The sequence below is a fragment of the Streptomyces sp. NPDC051183 genome (assembly GCF_040682455.1).
In the GTDB taxonomy this organism is placed as follows: domain Bacteria; phylum Actinomycetota; class Actinomycetes; order Streptomycetales; family Streptomycetaceae; genus Streptomyces.
This window is the reverse complement of record NZ_JBFBBA010000010.1, coordinates 78,311-97,031: the sequence shown is the minus strand read 5'-3', so window position 1 is coordinate 97,031 and position 18,721 is coordinate 78,311. Positions and strand designations below refer to the sequence as shown.

Sequence of the window (18,721 nt, the reverse complement as noted above, 5' to 3'; positions counted from 1 at the left end):
CCCGCGCCCCCGCAGGAACCGATCCCGGGTCTCGATCCGGATCCGGCCCCCGCGAGGAAGTTCGCCTTCCCGAGCGCGCTGACGATCCTGGCGCTCGTCACGGTCGGAATCTGGATCCTGGCCTTCCTGATCCCGTCAGGCCAGTACGACCGCAACGACAGCGGCGCCCCCGTCTCGGGCACCTACCACCGCGTCGACAACACGCAGAGCTTCGCCGGCCGGCTGAACGACCTGTTCCTCTCCCCCGTCAACGGCCTCTACGGAATCCAGGACGAGAAGACCCAGCAGGTCGGACCGAGCTTCGCCGGCGACCTCTACGGCAGCGCGGGGGTCTTCCTCTTCGTGCTCGCCATCGGCGCGTTCATCACCGTCGTCTTCGCCACCGGCGCCCTCGACCGCGGCATCGCCCGCCTGGCCCACCGGCTGCGCGACCGCGGGGCGCTGCTGATCGCCGCCGTGATGGTGGTCTTCTCCGTCCTGGGCACCGTGGAGGGCTTCGCCGAGGAGACCCTCGGCTTCTACGGCCTACTGGTCCCGATGATGCTGGCCCTCGGCTACGACCGGCTCGTCGCGGTCGGCGCCTCGATCCTGGGCGCGGGCGTGGGCGTGCTGTGCTCCACCGTGAACCCCTTCGCGACGGGCGTGGCCTCGTCCGCCGCCGACATCTCGCTGGGTGACGGCATCTTCCTGCGCTTCGCGATGTGGCTGGTGCTGACCGCCGTGACGGTGCTCTACGTGATCCGGTACGCGCGGCGCGTCCAGAAGGACCCCGCCAAGTCCCTGTGCGGCTTCCTGCCGGGCGACCGGGAGCAGAAGGCGACCGGAGCCGAGGAGGTGGAACCCGAACTGACCGGCCTGCACAAGACGGTTCTGGTCCTGCTGACCCTGGTCTTCGCCTTCATGATCTTCTCGGTGGTGCCCTGGTCCAGTGCGCTCACCGGCAAGGCGGACGCGACCCCGTACCCCTGGGAGCTGGACTGGACCTTCCCGCAGCTCTCCGCGCTGTTCCTGTGTGCGGCCGTGCTGGTGGGCCTGGTGGCCCGGATGGGCGAGGCGAAGCTCAGCGCCACGATCATCCAGGGCGCGGCGGACTTCATCTCGCCGGCCCTGGTCATCATGCTGGCGCGCGGGGTCACGGTCATCATGAACAACTCGAAGATCACCGACACCGTCCTGCACTCCATCGAGGGCGTGGTCAAGGGGACTTCGTCCGGGGTCTTCGCGGTGATCATCTTCCTGGTGAACCTCCCGCTCGCCTTCCTGATCCCCTCCACCTCCGGGCACGCCACGCTCGCCATGCCGATCCTGGCCCCGCTGGCCGACTTCGCCGGGGTCTCGCGCGCGGTGGTGGTCACGGCCTGGCAGTCGGCCAGCGGCTGGATGAACCTCTGGGTCCCGACCACCGCGGTGACCATCGGCGGTGTCGCCCTGGCCAAGGTCGGCTACGACAGGTACCTGCGCTTCGTTTGGCCGCTGCTCGCCATCCTGTTCGTACTGATCTGCGGCTTCGTGGCCCTGGGCGCGGCGTTGTGACGAGGCCTGAACGCGGAAGGGGCGCGACCTGACGGTCGCGCCCCTTCCAGCGTTGCGGTCAGGCGTCCGGGTTGCCGCCGAAGCGCTCCCGGTACGACTCCAGGTCCTCGTCGGTGATCTTCGCGAAGAGCACCGGCGGCACGGTGAACGGCGTCCCCGCCGGGACCGTGTCCAGGGACTTGGCCTGCTCCGGGGTCACCCACGCCGCCGTGTCGTCGGCGAGGTCGAACGCGGAGCGCATGGCGCTCGCCGAGGCCGGGATGAACGGCTCGGAGACCACCGAGTAGAGGTGGATGAGGTTCATCGCGGTGCGCAGGGTCAGCGCCGCGCCGTCCAGGTCGGTCTTGACCTCCAGCCAGGGGGCCTTCTCGTCGAGGTACGCGTTTCCGGCCGACCACAGGGCGCGCAGCGCGGCCGCGGCCTTGCGGTACTGGAGGGACTCCATGTGGCCCTCGTACTCGGCCAGCAGCTCGGCGATCTGCTCGCCCAGCTTGGCCTCGGCCTCCCCGGCGGCGCTGCCCGCGGGGACCTCGTCGCCGAACTTCTTGCGGGAGAAGGTCAGTACGCGGTTGACGAAGTTGCCGAGGGTGCCGCCGAGGTCCTTGTTGACCGTGGCGGCGAAGTGCTCCCACGTGAAGGACGAGTCGTCGGACTCGGGGGCGTTGGCGATGAGGAAGTAGCGCCAGAAGTCGGCCGGGAGGAGCTCCAGCGCCTGGTCGGTGAAGACACCGCGCTTCTGCGAGGTGGAGAACTTGCCGCCGTAGTACGTCAGCCAGTTGAAGGCCTTGACGTAGTCGACCATCTTCCACGGCTCGCGGACACCGAGCTCGGTGGCGGGGAACATCACCGTGTGGAACGGGACGTTGTCCTTGGCCATGAACTGGGTGTAGCGGACGTCCTCGGCCTCGTACCACCACGACTTGTAGTCGCGGTTCTCCGGATCGGCGTCCGCCCACTCCTTGGTGGAGGCGATGTACTCGATCGGGGCGTCGAACCAGACGTAGAAGACCTTGCCCTCGGCGGCCAGCTCGGGCCAGGTGTCGGCCGGGACCGGGACGCCCCAGTCGAGGTCACGCGTGATGGCGCGGTCGTGCAGGCCCTCGGTCAGCCACTTGCGGGCGATCGAGGACGCGAGCTGCGGCCACTCCTCCTCGTGCTGCGCGACCCAGGCCTCGACCTCGTGCTGGAGCTTGGACTGGAGGAGGAAGAGGTGCTTGGTCTCGCGGACCTCCAGGTCCGTGGAGCCGGAGATGGCCGAGCGGGGCTCGATCAGGTCCGTGGGGTCCAGGACGCGGGTGCAGTTCTCGCACTGGTCGCCGCGGGCCTTGTCGTAGCCGCAGTGCGGGCAGGTGCCCTCGACGTAGCGGTCCGGCAGGAAGCGCTCGTCGACCGGCGAGTAGACCTGCCGGATCGCGCGCTCCTCGATGAAGCCGTTGGCCTGGAGTTGCCGGGCGAAGTGCTGGGTGATCTCGCGGTTCTGCGCCGAGGAGCTGCGGCCGAAGTAGTCGAAGGACAGCTCGAAGCCGTCGTAGACCGCCTTCTGGGCGTCATGGGCCTGCGCGCAGAACTCGGAGACCGAGAGGCCGGCCTCCTTGGCGGCGAGCTCGGCGGGGGTGCCGTGCTCGTCGGTGGCGCAGATGTAGAGGACGTCGTGGCCGCGCTGGCGGAGGTACCGGGAGTACACATCCGCCGGAAGCATCGACCCGACCATGTTGCCCAGGTGCTTGATCCCGTTGATGTAGGGAAGCGCGCTGGTGATCAGGTGTCGAGCCATCCTCGGATGCTCCATTTCGTATATGCCGGTACGACGTGACGGTGCGTGGCGGATTGATCCGGTTCATCGTATCGAACCGCCGAAACGCCACGTGCGGCATTTCTTCGGGGTGGGCGTAACGCAGAAGCGAGGACAGTGACCACTGCGTCACGGCCCTCGCGCTGGGGACATGCTACAGCGGGGGAACCGGCCCCCCGACCGGCAGCCGGGGCCGCGCGCCCGTGCGGGCCCGATCATCACGCCTCGTACGCCCGCGGCGGCGCGCGAATGAGGACGGCATATGCGTTTGCGCTGGTTGGGCGGGGGCGTGATCGATACCGATCACAGGTCGGTCATCACCGAACGTAATGCTCCCAGCTTTCATCTATGCGCCCTCCTGATGCGCCCGCGCTGATTTCCTGGCCCGGCACACGGGATGGGGTGGAGCGGTGAGCGATGGCGGACCGGAGGAGTCCGGTGGGGCTGTGGGACTACCGAGCCGGCGACGGCGGCCGACGCCCATGAGTCAGTGGGATCCGACGGCGCGCCTGTCGTACTGGGCCTTTCACACCAACCGGCGCCCGGCGTACATGCGTTTCGCGTACTTGCAGCTGGGCTCCGACGCGGCGGCCGAGCAGGCGGTGGACGCCGCCTTCGATTCGATCATGAACGAGTGGCTGCTGATGCTTCACATGGACCGCCTCGACGCCTACGCCTGGACCGTCCTCAAACAGCGCATCGTCGACCGGCAGCGCCGCCGGAGCCCCTGGCCGGAGCCGATGGACATCAGTGCCTTCGAGGCCGCGCTCAAGGAGGCCCACGCGGAGACCGACCAGTACGAGGTGCTCACCGACACCATCCGCTTCTACTCCGCCGTGTCCCGGCTCGCCGAACGGCAGCGCGACGCCGTGCTGCTGCGGTACGGGCTCCAGTGCACCCCCGGCGAGGCCGCGGCCGTGATGGGCGTGGACGAGGCCACGGTCCGCTCGCAGCTGGGCCAGGCGCACCGGCGGCTCGCCCGCCTGCTCGACACGCCCGCCGAATCATGAGCCGGAACATGAGCCCGAGCATGAGGCGCGACGACGGCGGACTCCCCCGCTCCCTGGCCGAGTTCCTGGCCCGGGCCGGCGTCCGCGACCGCTATCCGCACTACGACATGGGCGCCGCCGAGGCCCGGCTGCTGCGCGGTACCCGGCGCTCCGCGTCGGCGGCCCCCGCCCGGCGCCGGTCGTACGGCTGGAGCGATCCCGTGCGGGACTGCCCGCTCGACTCCGAACGGGCTCGGCGCGACCTCAAGGCCGTCTGCCTCGCCGCCGTGTGCGGGCCCCGCGCCGGAGCCGACCTCGACTCCTTCGTCACCGGCGGCCGCGTCCACCTGCCCGGGGCCCTGGTCTTCGGCTGCCTCCTGCACCTGGCCGGGCTGCGCGAGGGGGCCCGCTTCTGGTGGCAGTTCGCCGCCGGGTCCGGGCGCGCGCGGACCGCTCCCGCCGCCTACTGCCTCTTCCTCGACCACTCCCGGCGCGGCGAGCACCACGACGCCCGGGTCTGGGCGCGCGAGCTGGGCCGGCGCTCGTTCCGGCCGAGCGGCCGCCGGGACCTGCGGGAGGTGCGGCTGTGCGCACAGGCCGCCGTCCTGCGCTACGTCGACCAGCTCGACGACCCCGACCTGGGCCCGGTACCGCTGCCGCGGCCCGGGCTGACCGCCGTCCTGGCCGCGTTCCGGTCGCCGCCGCACGCGGCCGCGGTCCCGGCCGAACCGCCCCGCCCGAGCCCGGGCCCGCTGCGCCACCCCGCGCTGACGGCCGCCGCCCGCGGGACCGAAGTACGGGCCGACGCGGGCGAAGCCCTGGCCGAGGCGCGCCGCGCCCTGGCCGTCGTACGGGTCCTCGAACGGCATCCGCTCGGAGTGCGGGTCGCGCAGCTCCGGCGGGAGGCGGGCCTGGCCGAGGCACAGCTCGTCCCGCTGCTGGCGATGCTGTGCGAGGAGGGGTACGCGTACCGCCCGGGCGTCGGCGTGTACGGCCGCGGGCCCGCCCTCGACCGGCTCGCGGCCCCCGGCGGCCGGGGCCTCGCCCGGCAGCTCCAGCGCACGCTGGCACTGGCCCGGGACAGCGCGGGCGCGGCCGTGTACCTGAGCCGGTACACCGACGGCGAGGTCCGGATCACCCAGATGGCGGACGGGCCCGGAACCCCCCCGGTGCGGGAGTGGGTGGACTTCCGGGACGCCGCGCACGCCAGCGCGGTCGGCAAGTGCCTGCTGACCCAGCTCGACCACGACCGGCGCGCGGACCACGTGGCCCGGCACCGGCCGGCCCGGCTCACCCCGCACACGATCACCGACAGCCGGGCCCTGTTCACCGCGCTGGACGCGCTCGCACCGGGCGCTCCCGTCTTCGACCTGCGCGAGTACTCCCCCGGCGTCGTCTGCGCAGCGGTGCCCATCGCCACCGGCGACGCCGCGGGCAGCCTCGCGCTCTCCCTGCCCGCCGCGCACGCCCACAGGCTGAGCGCGGCCACCGAGGCGCTGCGCCGCAAGGCCGTACCGGTGCTGCTGGCCCTGCTGCTGTCGGGTGCGATCCCCCCGGACGCCCCGGACGCTGTGGCGGAGGGCGTCACCGGCCCCGAAGCCCCGGACGGGCGCGCCGGGGCCGACGGGGCCGGGGGCGCCGCGCTCGAAGCCCCGGAGGCCGACGCCGCGCTGTGCCTCCCGGAGCAGCCGCTGCGCGGAGCCGTCACCCCGGAGACCGTGCGGCACCTGCGGAGCCTGTTCCGCACCGCCCTCGCGCCGCTCGCCCGTACCGGCGCCGCGGCCGACGGCCCGCACCTGGTCAGCGACACCACCGCGGCGGCGGCGTACCTCTTCGACGCCCCGGCGGACACCGGACCGCCGCGGCTGGCGCTGCCGCGCACCTTCGCCCCGCTCAGCCCGGGCAGCCTGCCGACCGCGAACGGGCTGGTGGTGCTGCGCACCTGAGAGCCCCGTGTGCGGGGGCACCATGGCACCGGCCGCGAGTATGGCGCCCCGCACCATGGGCGGCGTACCCGCCGGTGCCTACTGTTGCCCGCCATGACCAGCGAATTCCTTCGGGGGCGGGTCGCCCTCGTCACGGGCGGCGGCAGCGGCATCGGCCGGGCCTGCGCGGTGGCCCTGGCCGCCGCCGGGGCCCGCGTGCACATCGTGGACCGTGACGGGGAGTCGGCCGCGTCCGCGGCGCGGGCGGTGGGCGGGCAGGCCCACACCGCCGACCTGTCCGACCCGGCCGCCATCGAGGACCTGCCGACCGCCGTGGACGTCCTGGTCAACAGCGCCGGGCTGCAACACGTCGCCCCGCTCACCGAGTTCCCGCCCGAGCGCTTCACCCTGATCCAGCAGGTGATGGTCACCGCGCCGTTCCTCCTGCTGCGCCGCGTGCTGCCGCACATGTACGGCGCCCGCTGGGGGCGCGTGGTCAACATCTCCAGCGTCCACGGCCTGCGGGCCAGCGCCTTCAAGTCCGCCTACGTCGCGGCCAAGCACGGGCTGGAGGGGCTCAGCAAGGTCACCGCGCTGGAGGGCGCCCCGTACGGCGTGACCAGCAACTGCATCAGCCCCGGCTACGTACGCACTCCCCTGGTCGAGGCGCAGATCGAGGCCCAGGCCGCCGCGCACGGGATCAGCCCGGACGCCGTGCTGTCCGAGGTGCTGCTGGCCCGGTCCGCGATCAAGCGGCTGATCGAGCCCGAGGAGGTCGCGGCGGCCGCGCTGTGGCTGTGCGGGCCCCACAGCGGCCACCTCACCGGAATATCGCTGCCGCTCGACGGCGGCTGGGGGGCAAACTGATCTTGCCGCCCGGCCTTTCGCTCCACCCGAGGGGATCACGATGACGACCGCGAAGATGCATGCCGACGAGCTCGACATCGACGAGCCCCTCGTACGGCGCCTGATCGCTTCGCAGTTCCCGCAGTGGGCCGCACTGCCCGTCTCCGCGGTGGCCTCGGCGGGCACGGACAACGCCATGTACCGGCTGGGCGAGGACATGGCGGTGCGGCTGCCGCGCGTCCCGGGCTCTGCCCGGCAGGTCGACAAGGAGCAGCGCTGGCTGCCCCGTCTGGGCCCGCACCTGCCGATGGCCGTACCCGTGCCGCTCGGCCTGGGCGTCCCGGGGGCGGAGTTCGGGCTTCCGTGGTCGGTGTACGGGTGGCTCGACGGGGCCAACCTGTACGACGAGCCGCTCACCGAACTCGCCGGCGCGGCGGTCGAGCTCGGCGGTTTCGTCGCCGCCCTGCGCAAGGTCGACGCCACCGGCGGGCCCGCGTCCTACCGGGGCGGCCCGGTGGCCACCCGCGACGCCGATGTCCGCGAGGCGATCCGCGCTCTGGGCGCCGACGGCACGGTGGACGCGGACCTGGCCACCGGGGCGTGGGAGTCGGTCCTGCGGCTGCCGCAGTGGCAGGGGGATCCGGTCTGGGTCCACAGCGATCTGCTGCCGGGCAACATACTGGCCGACCGGGGCCGGCTGAGCGCCGTGATCGACTTCGGCGCCCTCGGCGTCGGCGATCCCGCCGTCGACGTGATGGCCGCCTGGACCCTTTTCACGGCCGAGACCCGCGGCCTGTTCCGGGAGGCCGCCGAGGTGGACGACGACACGTGGGCCAGGGGGCGGGGCTGGGCCCTGGCCTTCGGGCTCACGGCGGACCACTACTACCGCATCGTGAACCCGGTCAACCCGGTCCTCGCAGGCATCGGCAGGCGCGCGGTGAAGGAGGCCCTGCACGACATCCAGGGCCTCCCGACCGCCTGACCTCCCGGTCGTCAGTTGTTGGTGATCCAGGTGCCCTTGGCGGGGTTCCAGTGGATGGTGACCTTCTGGAACTTCTGGGCCTTGCCGCCCGCCTCGTCCATCTCGTCGGTCACCGCGTAACCCAGCGCCTTCTCGTGCCCCGCCGCATGGAAAGCCTCGTAGATCGCCCCGTGCACCACATGCGTCCCCGTCTGCGGCGACCACAGGAACAACCCCTGCTCGAAGAACTGGTACCGGCCCCGGGTCCCGTCCGGCGCCTGCGCCGCATCCGCCTCGTCCATCGTCGGGAAACCCCAACGACGCTCCGCATCCGTCGCCCAGAACTTCTGCAGGATGTCCCCGTAGACCGCGTGGGCCACGTCCGGACGCCAGATCAGGATCCCGTTCTGGAACTGCTGGAAGCGTCCGCCCAGCGAGGCATCGCGCTCACCCCTGGTCGGGGCGCCCAGCGGGCTGCTCGGGCCGCCCATGGCGTCGTACTTGGCGCCGATCGTGCCGTACGGCATCAGGTCGTCCAGCCGGTGGTACCGGCGGGGCGAGAACCCCCGCAGTCCGTCGTTCCACGCCCGCTCCTCGGCCACCTGCCCGAAGTCGTACGTCTCGCGCACCACGGGCCGGGTGTGGGCATCGTCGGCCCACCGCAGGAACAGCGCCACGTGGTCCGTGCCGCCGGAGTCGCGCAGCAGGGCGTCACCGGGCTGCAGGTCGCTCGCGGGGATCTCGTCGGTGACGTTCCACAGGTCCCAGGTGGTCAGGGACGAGTTCAGGTGCCAGGCCATCGACACGAAGCCCGAGCAGTCCGGGCGATAGCAGCCGAACTGGTTGTTGTGGCATCCGCTCTGGCTGTACGGCACCCGCTCGGCGATCCACGACCAGGCGCGGTCCATCGCCTCGCCCCGCCCGATCATGCCGCCGGGTTCCGAGGCGCTCGCGGCGGGCGCCGCGCCGAGCGTGGCGGCGACGGCCGCCAGCGTCAGCGTCACCGCCGCGAGCGCACGCCGAAGGATCAGCGATCGCATGACTGTCTCCCCGTCAGTTGTTGGTGATCCAGGTGCCCTTGGCGGGGTTCCAGTGGATGGTGACCTTCTGGAACTTCTGGGCCTTGCCGCCCGCCTCGTCCATCTCGTCGGTCACCGCGTAACCCAGCGCCTTCTCGTGCCCCGCCGCATGGAAAGCCTCGTAGATCGCCCCGTGCACCACATGCGTCCCCGTCTGCGGCGACCACAGGAACAACCCCTGCTCGAAGAACTGGTACCGGCCCCGGGTCCCGTCCGGCGCCTGCGCCGCATCCGCCTCGTCCATCGTCGGGAAACCCCAACGACGCTCCGCATCCGTCGCCCAGAACTTCTGCAGGATGTCCCCGTACACGGCGTACGCCACGTCCGGACGCCAGATCACGATCCCGTTCTGGAACAGCTGGAAGCGCCCGCCCAGCGAGGAGTCCTCCTCGGCGCGGACCGGCCAGCCGAGTGCGCCGTCGCGCCCGCGCAGGGCGTCGTACTTCGCGCCGATCGTGCCGTACGGCTGGAACGCCTCGTCCCGTTGGGCCCGTGCGATGCCCTCCACCTGGTCGTACCGCTCCGGGTAGGCGGAGCGCTGGACGGCCTGGGCGAGCTGCCCGGCCGTGCTGCCCTCCATGCCGGGTTCCATCTGCTGGGCCACCTCGAAGAACTTGTTCGCCGCGTAGTCGACGTCGAGGATCTGCTCCCGCGAGCCCCAGCCCTGTGAGGGCCGCTGCTGGAAGACGCCGAGCGAATCCCGGTCCCCGCAGTCGAGGTTGTTCATGCGGGACTCGACCCAGCCCGTCTCGAAGCCGGCGAGCATCACCTTGTCGGACACGCCCCGGCGCTGGCCGACCTCGTAGACCTTGCGGGTCACGGCGATGTCCCGCTCCGCGGGAATGGCGCAGTACACCTCTGCCGTCGCGGTGTGCCCGAGGGGGCCGGGCACCTCGCTCGCGACCTGCGCCGCCCGGGCCGGTCCGGCCAGGGTGGACAAGGCCGTCATGACCAGCAGGATCGACGACATCCTGAATCTCGCGCGTCGTGCAGCAGCCAAGCCGGACACGGCCTGCTCCTTCGCCTCGGAATCACCTTGCGGCGGAAGGTAGTCGCGGGGGCTGCCGGCAAGGCATCCGGAACGATCCGGAGTGACGGCGTGCGAAGTTCCCTGTTAGGAATTCGTGTTGGAGGCGCCGTCTGCGGGGCGGGGGCACTGGGGCAGTTCGGGGTGGTCCTTCGTGCGCACGGCGGGCAGCCAGGCGGTGGGCGGTGCGGAGCCGAGGGGGAGGCGGACGCGGAACCATTCGGTGGACACGGCGTCCGACTCGTCGATGATGGGCACCCCTTGGGTGATCCGGCAGTCGGCGTGGAGGACGTCTCCGTGCCAGACCCGGGTCGCGACGACGTTGTCGGCGGTGTACGCCTTCAGGGGGTCGATCGCCAGGCCGAGACTGCACTGCGGGTGCCGGTCCGTACGGTCGCGGCAGCTCTTCTCGGCGTTGAACACCCGTATCGGGCCGACAGCTTCGGGGCCGGGGCCCGGCGCGCCGTCCCGTGCGGCGTACGACCACAGCGCCGCGGCCCCCGCGCACCCGGCGACGGCCACCGCGGCCACCGCGGCGGCGCGGGCGCCGCTTCGCCTACGGGCCGCCGGACGCGGGACCGGGCCCGCGTCCGGCGGCTCCGCCCCGGCTTCGGCCTCCCGCGCGCGGATGCGCGCCAGCAGGCTCTCGGCGGTGTGCGCGGCGCGCGCTGCATGGGTCGGGGCCAGGCAGTCCGCGGCCAGCGCACGCCAGAACGGCGGCACCGCGTCGTCCAGGCGCAGTGGTGCCAGACCGTGGGCGTACTCCTGGGTGGCGGCGCCGCGCGACCCGGGCGTGGCACCGGGGAACGGCAGGGCCCCGGAGGCGAACACCTCGTGGATCACGATGCCGAGGGCCCAGATGTCGGCGCTGGGCCGGACCTGCACCCCGCGCTCGCCGAGCGGGGCGTTCCACCGCTCGGGCGGGAGGTAGTCCAGGGTGCCCATCGGGGGTGCGTACCCGTGGGTGCCGTGGGTGCCGGTCAGTTCCGTGGCGAGCCCGAAGTCCGAGAGCTTCACCGAACCGTCCGCCATGAGCAGGATGTTGTCCGGTTTGAGGTCGCCGTGCACCCAGCCGCTGCGGTGCAGGTGCACCAGGCCCTCGCAGATCTCGGTGATCAGCCGGGCGCCTTCGTCCTCGGCCGTCGCCCCGGCGTCGAGCAGGTTCCGCAGGCTGCGTTCGGCCCGCTCCATGACCAGGACGATCGCGCCGTCCAGCAGCGGGTGTTCCGGTTCGCTGAGCAGGACCGAGTCCCATAAGCGGATCAGCCTGGGATGGCCGGCCCGGCGGCCGAGTTCGACTTCGCGCCGGGCGGTCTCCGCGACCTTGCGGGCCTGGCGCGGCGCGAGCCCGGCGGTCGGCAGGAACTTCAGGGCCACGTCCTCCCGGCCCGCAGCCGGGTCGGTGGCGTCGGCGTCGCCGGCCGGTCGTGCCGCATGGACCGTGCCCCACCCACCGGCCCCGATCTGCTCGGTGACCTCCCAGCCGCCGACGCGGTAGCCGCGCGGTGGCAGTTCCGCCCCCACGATCCCCTCCCAGGTCAGCGGTGTTCAAGTACACCGAACGTTACACATCCGGTGCTCACCGGTCCGGGTGGGGAAGGTCTCCTCGGGCGCGGTTCAGAGGCGGTGGATCCGGTGGATTCCGTACCACTTCGACAGGCAGGCGGCGACCCAGTCACGCCGGTAGTCGGACGTGTAGAAGGGCTCGGCCAGATTTCCGATGTACATCGGCCGATAACCGATGTCCGTGGCGCCCTTGGCGGCCTCGGCGCGGATGCGGGAGTTCTGGGCGTCCCAGGCCACGGCGCGCGACACCGTGGCGGTGGTGAGCTGCTGGACATCGGGGACGAGTACGGCCACCGACGCCAGGGCCAGCCCGCCGGCCGCCAGGGCCGCGGTCGGCAGGGCCACGGCGGCGTTCGGGCGGGCTGCCAGGGACCGGCGGGCCCGTCCGCCGAGCAGGGCGCCGTAGAGGCACAGCGCCAGTTCCATGGGGACGAGGTAGCTCGTCCAGGTACGGGCGTACGTCCACCCGCTCGGGCCGTAGCCGCCGCGCAGGCCGACCACCACCGCGAGGGAGCCGAGCACCACCACCGGCACGGGGAGCAGCACCAGGGCGACCAGCATCCTGCGCGGGACGGCGATGCGGCGCAGTTCGGGCCTTCCGAGCAGGCCCAGGAGGATGCCGACGGCGGCGGCTCCGAGGTAGGCCCACTGGCCGGTGACCGTGTCCCACATGTGCAGCCAGTCCCGGACGGTGCCCCTGAGTTCGCGCGCGGACAGCAGGGACTCCTTGTCCGGCTGCTGGGCGCGGCGCCACCGGGCGCCGGGAGAGGTGTAGAGCACGATCAGGCCGCACAGGAGTCCGGCGCACCAGGTCAGGCACCAGGTGAACGGGCGCCAGGTCCGGGCGAGTCCGAGGCGGGGCACGGCCAGCAGCCCTACTCCGACGGCGAGCAGACCGCTGACGAGCGCGAACGGCTCGCTCAGGGTGCCGATCGCGAATCCGATGAGGAACGCCGTGACGAAGCCGCCGGTTCGTACGGCGGCGCGGGGGTGGCGGACGGTCAGGACGGCCAGCAGGAGCGCCCACACCCCGATGACGCTGGGAATGGTGTGCGAAATCGTGGCGGGCGCCCACAGCAGCACCTGATAGCTGCGCGTTCCCGCGAAGTAGAGCAGTGCCTGGATGACGAGCGCGCAGGCGGTCAGGACCAGTACCCGGGGTCTTCCGCCGAGGAGGCGGATGAACTCGTATCCCAGGAGGACCAGGCCGACCGTGAAGGTGACGACGATCACCGTCGGCAGGATCTTGATTCCGGCCAGTCCGTCACCGTAGATGACGCCGCTGAGGAAGGAATTGGTGATCCGGCCGTTCTGGGTCCGGTAGAAGTCCGAGGTGATGCCGAAGACTCCCAGGTCGCGGGCCTTCCAGCCGGCGCACCAGTCGTCCGATGTGGGCCGCACGTAGAGGCCGAGGAAACACCCGACGGCGATCAGGGCTCCGGCCGCCGCGACGAGGATCGCGCCCGCTGCGGGCGGGATTCCGCGGGTGAAGGAGTGACGGCCGATTCCCCGGCCGATTCCCCGGCCGCCGTTTCCCCGGCCGTTTCCCCGGCCCGCGTCGCCCCCGGTCGAAGGAGTTCTCATGTACCAGCCCTTCGCAGCGAGGCTCGGCCGGAACCATGATGTGCACGGTTGTTCGCCACCGGCATCCGAGGGGCGGGGCCGCTAGACCGCGAGGTTCCGCCTTCACCCGGCCGGCGGGCATTTCGTGGCGGGCCCCGCACCCCTCTCCCACGATGGAGCTCCGGCTCGCGTGCGCACGGGAGCCCGACGGAAGGAGTGGTGATGCCCGCTGCCCTGCTCGTTCGCTGGGCGGCCGTCACGGCGTCCTTCGCGAGCCTGGTCCTTCCTGCTTCCGGCCCGGGACACCGCGGCAGCGGTGACACCGGGGCCCGGGACGGGCTGAGCGACGTCCTGCGGCTGCCGTCGGGCTGGTCGCACGCCGAGAACCGCGAGTGGCTCGCCGCCGGCGCGGTCCCGGGCAGGACGCCGGCCCAGCGCGCGGCGGCCGAGCGCGCCCTGCTGGCCATGCGCGCCCTGCTGCAGCCGAACGGCGCCCTCGCGGCGGGGTGGGAGCACGGCTGGAAGTACTCCTGGCCGCGCGACTCCAGCTTCGCCGCGGCCGCCTTCGCGCACACCGGCCATGACGCCGAGGCCCACCGGATACTGCGCTACAGCGCTGCGACCCAGCGGAAGGACGGCACCTGGGACGCGCGGACGAAGCTCGACGGATCCGGGCCGCCGGACGGCAGAAGGTGGCAGCTCGACGCCAACGGCTGGGTCCCCTGGGCCACCTGGCAGTGGTACCAGGCGGCGCCCCGGGCCGGCCGCGGCGCCCGGCTGGCCGGCCTCTACCCGATGGTCCGCAAGGCGGCCGACCATGCGGCGGCCTCCCTGCGGGCCGACGGACTGCCCCCGGTCTCGCCCGACTACTGGGAGCTGATGACGACCACGGCGAACATAGGCACGGCCGCCCCTCTGCTGGCCGGGCTCAACGCCGCCGCGGACCTCGCCGCGCAGGCGGGCCGACCGGCCGACGCGGCACGCTGGGCCCGCGCCGCCGGGCGGCTCTCCGCCGGGATATCCGCGAAGTTCGCCCCCTTGGGATACCAGCGCACCGTCGACGGACGCCACGGGCACGACAGCGCGGTGGCGTTCATGGCGCCGCCCTTCAACGCGGCCCCGGCCGACCTGCCCCGGGCTCTCGATGCCGCGTACGAGGCCCTGCTCCTGCCCAACGGGGGCCTCACGCCGGGGAACGATCCCGGGGCACCCTGGGGGGCGACCGCCTGGACTCCCAGTACCTCCTTCTTCGCGCTCGCGTGGGCCGCCACGGGGCAGACGGCGAAGGCCGGGCGGGTCCTGGACTGGGTCCTCTCCAAGAGGGACTGGCGCGGCGAACTGCCCGAGAAGGTGGACAAGTCGGGCAGGCCGGCATCGGTCGCCCCGCTGGCGTGGACGTGCGCGATAGCCGTGCTGTCCCTGGTGGCGCTCGACGGCACGGCGCTCCCCACCCCGCCGCTACGGCCGTAGGGTCCCGGCGCCGCGTCAGACGGGCCCGGCCCCGTCGCCCGGCGGCGGAGCGGTGCGGACGCTCTCCAGCTCGGCGAGGAGACGCCGCAGCGCGAGCCTCTCCGCCGCGACCGCGCGCCGCAGCGGGAGGTGGTGCGGATCGCTGCGGGACCGGGCCTGCCGCACGGCGGCCACGCGGCGTTCCCGCGCCCGGGCCAGATCGGTCCTCGCCCGGAGGTATCCGTCGTCGAGGAGCTCGTGCTCCAGGACCTCGCCGAAGGCGCGCTCCGCCAGCGTGCCGAGCCGGTCGAGTTCGTCCACACAGGCCGCCGGGGCCGTCTCGTCGCAGCGCCGGTCGAGGGCGTGGGAGAACGACTTCAAGGTCGCCCCGAGCTCCGGGTACCCCCAAGGCGGTACGGAATCGTTCCTGCACCCGGTCGCGAGCGGCGCGAGGATCGCGACGGCGGCTACGGCGCGGATCGTGCCCGATCTCACGCCCATGCGTCGCCACCAGGTGGAGGTACGGGTCATGGCAGCCTCGATCGCCGGCGGGTCTGCCCGCATACTCGCCCGCCCCGGTCCGCGCTGCCACCCGGCGGCTCCAGGTGGCGCAGGCCGCGCGCGCGGGCCTACCGCGGCGGCTGTCCCGCGGTGGAGGGTACGGCCCGGTGCCACGGGCCGGGGGGCCGGCTGCCGAGCGGCGCGGGGCCGGCCGGAGCGGGTGGCGTGACGTGGAGCTCGGCGTCCAGGCCCAGGACCGCCGCGAAGGCCGTACCGGCCGACTCGGCCACCGCGGCCGGGGCGCCGGTGTACAGCATCCGGGACTCCTGCCAGGACTGCGGATCCGGACCCTCCGCGCCCGCGGTGCTGACCGTTCCGGCGCCCGCGCGGCCCGCGAGCAGGCGGCCCGCGATGCCCACCGCGCCGTACCCGGCCCGGCCGCCCGCGTCGGCCACCGGGGAGAACTGCGGCGCGCCCCCGCCCCCGTCGGCGGCGGCCGTGGCCAGGGTCGTACCGACGGCGCCCGTACCGGGCCGGCGGAAGTACAGGCGGACGCCGTCGCCCTCCGGGCCCGCCGAGAGCGCGCCCGTGGTCTGCGGAAGCCCGGTCGGGTACGGGCCCGCGAGCGGGGCGTCCGGTGCCGGCTGGACCCAGGCCAGCACGGACCCGGCCGTGGCCGCGTACACGTGGCGCCGACCCGACGCGTCGGTCGCGGTGACCGGATCGCCCTGGAGACCGGCGCCGCCCAGGGCCTGCCACGCGCCGAAGGGGGCGTCCGGGGCCGCCTGGGCCCGGGCGCGCAGGGTGCGCCCGGAGTCCCGTACGTACACGGTCATGCGGCCCGCCGGGTCCACGGACACGGACGGTTCGCTGATCGCCGAGGTGCCGGACCGGTCCGCGGTGTCCGGCGTGCCCAGCGACTGCCACGGGCCGAACGCCCCGTCGGGCGCGCTCTGGACGGCGTACACGACGTCCCGGCCGTAGTCCTGCGGTGCCGTGCCCAGGGTGGTGCGGGTGGCGAGCACCGCGATCCTGCCGTCGGGCAGCCGGGCCGCGGTCGCCCCCGTGTCGATGCCCGAGCCGGGGAGGAAGCGGGGTCCCTGCCAGGGGGCCTCGGGTCCGCTGCGCGTCCAGTACGCCATGCGGCCGTCCAGTGCGGCGAAGGCCCACAGCCGGCCGGCGACGCCCTCGGCCATCCAGGAGGTGCCGTCGCCGCGGCTGTAGCGGATGGCCTGGCTCCAGCCGGCGCCGGCGGGCCGGGTCGCGGTCTTGCGGTCGCCGCACCCGGCGGGGCTGCCGCACCAGTCCTGGCGGTCCATCCACGCGTAGGTCTTGAGGTAGCCGAGCTTTTCTTCGGCCGTCCGCGGGTCGAGCGTCGGGGGCAGCGAGCTGTTGGGGTAGCTGACGTAGTTCTGGACCGAGAAGTGCGGCCGGTCCGGGGTCCGCGCGTAGCTGTCGGCGGCGGCCTGTACGAAGCGGGCCCCGTACATGTGGTCCTGGTGGTCGAGGAAGGCGCCGCCGCCCGCCGCCCTGCCGGGCGTCGGGTCCTGGGTCCGTATTGTGGTCGGCCGGTACATCGCGAACACGTCCGCGATGGCCGCTATCGCCTGCTCCTTGGTGTAGGTGAAGGAGTCCTTGACGGGCGTCCCCGAGGTCAGCTGGGCGCCCAGGGCGGTGACCCTGCCGTCCCACAGGCCGCGGAGGCTGTCCGGGTTGTCGCCGGAGATGCTGCGGGCCTCGCGCAGCTGCATCCACACCAGGTTGACCTCGGGCCGGGCGACGAGGACGTCCACCTCCGCGCTGCCACCGCCGGCGGTGGGTACGGACTTGCGCTGCCAGGCGCTGGTGCGGTTGCCGGTGGCCATCTGCGCGTAGGCGCCCCGTATGCCGTTCTGGCGGGCTTCCGCGTAGGCGGCGTGGTCGGCGGGGCCCGCGGCGTCCTGCAGGTGCGGGCCGTGGGCCTCGTTCCGGCCGTCGGACTCGCCGGAGGTCAGGTAGACGGTGGTGACCTTGATGCCGGTGGATATGGAACGGCTCAGGTCGGGGTTCATGAAGAAGAGGTCGTCGTCGGGATGGGCGACGACCTGGAGGGCGGAACCCTCGGTCACGCTCGGCCGGACGACCGCCTCGGGGGCGGCGGGCTGCCGCTCGGTCCCGTATCCGTACGCCCAGGTCGTCACGCCCGCGGCACCGACGGAGAACGCGGCGAGCAGGGCCGCGAGGCGGGTGCGGCTGGCCAGGGACATCGAGAACGCCTTGAGGGTCGGTCCGGTGCGGAAATCCGCCTGGGAGGTCAGTCGGTGCCCCGATGGCTCCACTGCTTCCGGAGACGACCGCGCCGATTATGCCCCGCGCGTTTGTGACTGACACACCCTCAAGAGGCATATGTGGGAAGAAGATATGGAATAGGTAATATGCCCGTTTTCGCTATGCTTCGGGCCCTTCGGCCGGTGCCCGCTCCAACCATGGGCGGATGCGGTCAGCCTTCGACGCCGGTGGCGGTGTGGGCGGCGCCGACCGGTTTGGATTCCGGGGAGCCCCGCTGGCGCAGGTTGATGGACAGCACGACCATGGCCGCCACCGCGAGGAGCTCGGACTTCCAGTTCTGCAGGGACCGGTTCCAGAAGTCGGGCGTGACGACGTAGCCGGCCCATGTGACGGGGTCTTCGAGCTGTCGGAGCCGCAGGTCGTTGTAGGCGGCGGTGCCGGTGATGGACTGCGCCAGCCAGGACAGTACGAACAGGCCGCCCATGACGGTGCCCAGGGAGCGGGCGTAGAGGGTCTGGCGCCAGTCCTTGGTCTTGGCCCAGCGGGGCGAGTCGGCGCCTGCGTGGTCACCCATGCGCTGTTCCGCCTCGCTCTCCGTGCCGGCCTTGTGGATCTCCTTGGATTCGGGGGAGCCGCGCTGGACGAGGTAGACGGTGCCGAAGACGTAGAGGAAGAACTGCAAGAACTCCGACTGCCAGTTCTCGGTCACGTCGACGGCGAACTCCGAGGACACCAGGTAGTCGGCGAAGCCGATCGGTTCGAGGCCGTCCACGGTCAACTGTTCGTTGAACTCGGCCTGCCCCGCGACGGCCTGGCACGCCAGGACCACCAGGAAGGCGATGCCGAAGAAGAGGGTCAGGCTGTTCTCCCGCCAGAAGCCCCTGCGTGGTTCACGGCCCTCGGCCATCGCTGGAACACCCCGATGGTGATGAAGTAGCCGAGCCCGCCGACGACGACCACCAGGCAGGCGACGAACAGGAAACGCAACGTCTCATGCCCCCTTGAGCATGCAGTCGTACGGCTGATCGGTCACCGGATCCGACAGCGGCTCCGAAGGCGGCACCTGCCGCGGCCGCGGCGTCCTGCCGCGCCGCCGGCGCCCCGCACCCGCCCGATCCGAGAGCCACCGCGGACGCCAGGAGCAGCGCGCACCCCTGACGGCCGAACCCCGAGCTCCGACAGCATCCACACGACCGCGTGGTGTTCCTCGATGCTCTCCAGG

The 18,721-nt window shown here is 72.7% G+C and carries 13 protein-coding genes and 1 pseudogene; 6 read left to right on the top strand and 8 right to left on the bottom strand.

What is annotated here, in order from left to right:
• The first annotated feature begins 21 nt into the window (after positions 1–21).
• Positions 22–1,533: a YfcC family protein gene (locus AB0M99_RS11435; protein WP_365919212.1), complete on the top strand. Its 1,512-nt coding sequence runs from the start codon at positions 22–24 to the stop codon at positions 1,531–1,533.
• Between the two features lie 58 nt (positions 1,534–1,591).
• Here AB0M99_RS11435 and metG read toward each other — a convergent pair whose 3' ends face one another.
• Positions 1,592–3,307 (bottom strand): methionine--tRNA ligase, encoded by a 1,716-nt coding sequence (metG, locus tag AB0M99_RS11430; protein ID WP_365919009.1) that lies wholly within the window; start codon positions 3,305–3,307, stop codon positions 1,592–1,594.
• A 500-nt stretch (positions 3,308–3,807) separates the two neighbouring features.
• On the opposite strand from metG, the gene AB0M99_RS11425 reads away from it, so the two are divergent.
• The 4 genes and pseudogenes from AB0M99_RS11425 to AB0M99_RS11410 all read left to right on the top strand — a co-directional run bounded on the left by AB0M99_RS11425 (position 3,808) and on the right by AB0M99_RS11410 (position 8,067).
• Positions 3,808–4,335, top strand: a complete 528-nt coding sequence (locus AB0M99_RS11425; RefSeq protein ID WP_365919007.1) for a sigma-70 family RNA polymerase sigma factor — start codon at positions 3,808–3,810, stop codon at positions 4,333–4,335.
• Between the two features lie 797 nt (positions 4,336–5,132).
• Positions 5,133–5,852: pseudogene (locus tag AB0M99_RS11420) on the top strand (IclR family transcriptional regulator C-terminal domain-containing protein); the annotation flags it as partial.
• A 501-nt stretch (positions 5,853–6,353) separates the two neighbouring features.
• The gene (locus tag AB0M99_RS11415; protein ID WP_365919005.1) at positions 6,354–7,106 is read left to right on the top strand and encodes a 3-hydroxybutyrate dehydrogenase; all 753 of its coding nucleotides are present in this window, start codon (positions 6,354–6,356) and stop codon (positions 7,104–7,106) included.
• A gap of 40 nt (positions 7,107–7,146) precedes the next feature.
• Positions 7,147–8,067: an aminoglycoside phosphotransferase family protein gene (locus AB0M99_RS11410; RefSeq protein WP_365919003.1), complete on the top strand. Its 921-nt coding sequence runs from the start codon at positions 7,147–7,149 to the stop codon at positions 8,065–8,067.
• Positions 8,068–8,078: 11 nt separating this feature from the next.
• On the opposite strand, the gene AB0M99_RS11405 is transcribed toward AB0M99_RS11410, so the two are convergent.
• The 4 genes from AB0M99_RS11405 to AB0M99_RS11390 all read right to left on the bottom strand — a co-directional run bounded on the left by AB0M99_RS11405 (position 8,079) and on the right by AB0M99_RS11390 (position 13,302).
• Positions 8,079–9,086, bottom strand: a complete 1,008-nt coding sequence (locus AB0M99_RS11405; RefSeq protein WP_365919001.1) for a hypothetical protein — start codon at positions 9,084–9,086, stop codon at positions 8,079–8,081.
• Positions 9,087–9,099: 13 nt separating this feature from the next.
• Positions 9,100–10,074, bottom strand: a complete 975-nt coding sequence (locus AB0M99_RS11400) for a hypothetical protein (protein WP_365918999.1) — start codon at positions 10,072–10,074, stop codon at positions 9,100–9,102.
• Between the two features lie 165 nt (positions 10,075–10,239).
• Entirely contained in the window at positions 10,240–11,676 is a 1,437-nt protein-coding gene (locus AB0M99_RS11395) for a serine/threonine-protein kinase (protein ID WP_365918998.1), read from the bottom strand.
• A gap of 93 nt (positions 11,677–11,769) precedes the next feature.
• A complete protein-coding gene (locus tag AB0M99_RS11390; protein WP_365918996.1) occupies positions 11,770–13,302 on the bottom strand; it encodes a DUF6056 family protein in 1,533 nt (510 codons plus the stop codon).
• A gap of 201 nt (positions 13,303–13,503) precedes the next feature.
• On the opposite strand from AB0M99_RS11390, the gene AB0M99_RS11385 reads away from it, so the two are divergent.
• Positions 13,504–14,751 (top strand): hypothetical protein, encoded by a 1,248-nt coding sequence (locus AB0M99_RS11385; RefSeq protein WP_365918994.1) that lies wholly within the window; start codon positions 13,504–13,506, stop codon positions 14,749–14,751.
• A gap of 15 nt (positions 14,752–14,766) precedes the next feature.
• Here the strand turns inward: AB0M99_RS11385 and AB0M99_RS11380 are convergent, their stop codons facing one another.
• The 3 genes from AB0M99_RS11380 to AB0M99_RS11370 form a co-directional block, all read right to left on the bottom strand.
• Positions 14,767–15,261, bottom strand: a complete 495-nt coding sequence (locus tag AB0M99_RS11380; protein WP_365918992.1) for a hypothetical protein — start codon at positions 15,259–15,261, stop codon at positions 14,767–14,769.
• A 98-nt stretch (positions 15,262–15,359) separates the two neighbouring features.
• Positions 15,360–17,477 (bottom strand): PIG-L family deacetylase, encoded by a 2,118-nt coding sequence (locus AB0M99_RS11375; protein ID WP_365918990.1) that lies wholly within the window; start codon positions 17,475–17,477, stop codon positions 15,360–15,362.
• 233 nt (positions 17,478–17,710) lie between these two features.
• Positions 17,711–18,406 (bottom strand): DUF6766 family protein, encoded by a 696-nt coding sequence (locus AB0M99_RS11370; RefSeq protein WP_365918988.1) that lies wholly within the window; start codon positions 18,404–18,406, stop codon positions 17,711–17,713.
• Positions 18,407–18,721: the final 315 nt, after the last annotated feature.